The organism is Geobacillus sp. DSP4a, assembly GCF_013096875.1.
GTDB classification, from domain to species: Bacteria; Bacillota; Bacilli; order Bacillales; family Anoxybacillaceae; genus Geobacillus; species Geobacillus thermophilus.
This window is the reverse complement of sequence record NZ_SDLD01000095.1, coordinates 1-3,120: the sequence shown is the minus strand read 5'-3', so window position 1 is coordinate 3,120 and position 3,120 is coordinate 1. Positions and strand designations below refer to the sequence as shown.

Here is a 3,120-nt window from a genome sequence, read left to right as displayed (position 1 = left end):
TTGAATCACGTCCTCCTCCCCCTCCTATGAACCGATGGATTTTCTCTTCCGAAATAATTCACAAAAAATTTAGCACATTCTTTCAGAAAAGGGGAGAGGGCTTTCTGAAGGAATGTGCAAAAAAATGTCTCTTTTGTTCCGAAATAAAGTGATAATTTACACCGCATCCTCTGGGGGATTTGATTTGACACTCCTTATACTGCACATTAGACTCACGAACGAGCTTTAGGCTGACAATGTTGACACGCTTTCCTGGCTGTTTGATCGACACCTTTCTTTCTAGCAACTCTAGCTATTGGTGGTTGATCGTTTGATACCTGCTCATCCTTTTCCCTCCTAAAACAAAATATCCCCAATTCCACGAAAGGAATTGAGGCTTTATGACTATGGGTTCAAAATCATAATATATATAGGTTGTAATAAAGAATTTCCGACCTCCATGTCCCGTCTTTACTTTATCACCTAACAAGCTGGCACGGTGACAAGAAGAGCGAACAATGCCATGTAAAACAAAATTGCAACTTATATATATTTGAAATCAAGTTTGATACAGATTTTATTTTGTCGAAAAGAAAACTTTTTCGACATTATTATCTAATACACCAGGCACGCATACTTAAAATGGGTTACAGACATTCGACTGTAACCTATTTTGTCAACAGTCTGAAGCATCCATTATTGAATGCTTTTTTAAGTCATATATCTATCAATCTTTTATTGAAGAACAATAGAATGTCTATTGACACCAATTTTTGTAGGGCCGCTGAATTCGTATCCATTCACAATTCTTTCATCAAACACATTCCAAATATCCACTCCATTATTAGTTGCTACAATAACAAATTTCCCTTTATCGTAATTCTCGTAAATAGATGTCACCGTAATTGGTTTAGCGATCATCTTCATCTCTTTATCATATGCCGTTAATAGCACTCGATATTCGTCACTTACAAGTGCTGCTACATACACGTTTCCATCCTTGTCTGTTGCAAATCTTACTGGTTCGACAATTTCTTCATCAAATGGAAGAGGAGTTGCTTCTACCTCACCTTTTTCATCACGAACGATTTTGTTTTTATTCAAATCATATCGATAGATTACTTTGTCTCCTTCCTCGTCTACCACAGAATAAACCATTTTCTTTTTTTGATCCCAATATACAGAGTCAGAATCCATTAACTCTTTGTTAGCCAAGAATTCTTCCGACAAAGCTATCTCTTCTTGTGGTATGGTTACATCTTCATAGAAGATATAATACTTTCCACCATAAGTAATTAGTTTTGCTTCTCCTTTGGATGTGTTTAAATCTAACAGGGAATCAAAATCGCTATGACTTTCCCTGATTTTTTCTAATTCATCTAGAGGATTACCTGTTTCTTCTTCTATTGTTTTCCACTTACCATTTTTTAACTCTGTTTTATAGTAATGATCATTAAAATAAGTTAAAAATGAAACAGAGTCAGAACCTAAAACCTTAAAATCTCGTACAACGGAACCATATCCAGTTTCTCCTGTTACCATCGAATCCATTCTTCCACCAATTACTTGATCTACTTCTGCAAGCCTTAATTGCTTCTTATATTTGCTGTCTTTCTGGGGTTTTTGATTAATTACCACTTTCCACTCAGCTTTGAAATCATCTTGAACATTTCCGTCCATATGAATGTTAATTGTATAATCTCCTTTTTTCGGCACCTCAAATTTCTCTTCTTTCGAGAAATCACCATTTCCATCAACGGTTACTAATGAGTAGACAGATCCATTCCCTTCTATTTCCGGAAATAGTGCGACATCAAAATATATGTCTTTTTCTGAATTTTTCACTTGCATCTTTATGGAAGCTTTTCCCTCATTTAGTGCAACTGTTGTACTGTCTGAAGGTTCGAAAGGTTTACCAACCCCTTTAATAATTATCTCATCACCATCCATCAACTTAGTTTTAATTTCTTTTGTCCCTGCCTCATTGCTTTTGCTGCAAGCTGCTAGTGCAAAAATCAAAACCATCATCCCCAACAATCCTAACCATTTCTTCATTTATTCCACTTCCTTCCTGTTTTTTATTTCGCATATCAATTTTAATATAATTTCACCTGATTGATTAACATTTTTTTGATTTTTTTTAAAAAACAACTATAACTATATAAGTTCAGATTAATTTTCCGACATAGCCTATCTGTCCGATGCGTTGGAGCACTTTTTCTGAAAATGGAGCGAGGTGCTCCAAGAACGAAACAATCAATTCTCTCAACTCCTTTCGAGTGGGATGAAACCGATTAGCAATCACGTTCTCTTTCAGCCATCCCCAAATCCATTCGGCCAAATTTAAATTCGGCGAATACGGCATTGCACAGGTTACAAATCTGGAAAAAGCTCACCGGAAAATGAAAGAGCCTGTTATCTTTGATGGAAAAAATTGTTTTGAGCTTGAATTGGCATCAAAGTATGAGGTTGAATACCATTCTATTGGTCGACCTTCCATAAGACGACAAATAGCCTTAATATAATGAAAAAAGACTGTCCCTATGGGGCAATCTTTTCTGACAGAGACGATATTTCTATGAAACTATTAGTTAGGGTAGATGCTATTTTTCACTTAAATCTAACCTATTTATTTAATCATTGAATTTGATGCTCCCTGCACAGTGCACTAGACTCCCGAACAAACTTCAGGCTTACAATGTTGACGCGCTTCGCTGGTTGCTTGGCAGACACCTCTCTTTTTAGCAACTCTAGCTGTTGGTGGTTGATGGTTTGATACTTGCTCATCCTTTTCCCTCTTAAAATAAAAATAGCCCCAATTCCCCGAAAGGAATTGAGGCTTTATGACTGTAAATTCAAAATCATGATATATATTTGAAATCAAGATTGATACATATAAGTTCAGATTGAAAAATCGACATAAATAAGGAGGTTAAGTTAGGCAAAAGAGCAGTTGAGACGTTTTATTATATGTCGGAAAATCAATCTGCATTTATACAGATTAAGGAAAAAGAGGGTCTTCACCATTTTCTGTGATTTTCACTCAATCCCAGAAACATGTTAGCTGGATGAAATAGGTTCATCAGTCAGGATCCTTCTTCCGCATACAGACCACGAAGTTGGTAGAATGGAAACAGTCAA

General features: G+C 36.0%; 3 protein-coding genes. All 3 read right to left on the bottom strand.

The genetic code is table 11. From position 1 onward, the window contains the following. Nucleotides 1-714: 714 nt before the first annotated feature. A complete protein-coding gene (locus ETC02_RS16360) occupies nt 715-2,034 on the bottom strand; it encodes an NHL repeat-containing protein (RefSeq protein ID WP_050367849.1) in 1,320 nt (439 codons plus the stop codon). A 112-nt stretch (nt 2,035-2,146) separates the two neighbouring features. Further along, nucleotides 2,147-2,344 carry a transposase gene (locus ETC02_RS18470; protein ID WP_171698428.1) on the bottom strand — a complete coding sequence of 66 codons (198 nt, stop codon included), beginning with the start codon at nt 2,342-2,344 and terminating at the stop codon, nt 2,147-2,149. A 272-nt stretch (nt 2,345-2,616) separates the two neighbouring features. Beyond that, nucleotides 2,617-2,766: a hypothetical protein gene (locus tag ETC02_RS16350; RefSeq protein ID WP_253264179.1), complete on the bottom strand. Its 150-nt coding sequence runs from the start codon at nt 2,764-2,766 to the stop codon at nt 2,617-2,619. Between the last annotated feature and the right edge of the window lie 354 nt (nt 2,767-3,120).

Excerpts from the sequence above, each read along its gene's own strand:
- ETC02_RS16360 (WP_050367849.1), bottom strand. The coding sequence starts at position 2,034 with ATGAAGAAATGGTTAGGATTGTTGGGGATGATGGTTTTGATTTTTGCA.
- ETC02_RS18470 (WP_171698428.1), bottom strand. The coding sequence starts at position 2,344 with ATGCCGTATTCGCCGAATTTAAATTTGGCCGAATGGATTTGGGGATGG.
- ETC02_RS16350 (WP_253264179.1), bottom strand. The coding sequence starts at position 2,766 with ATGAGCAAGTATCAAACCATCAACCACCAACAGCTAGAGTTGCTAAAA.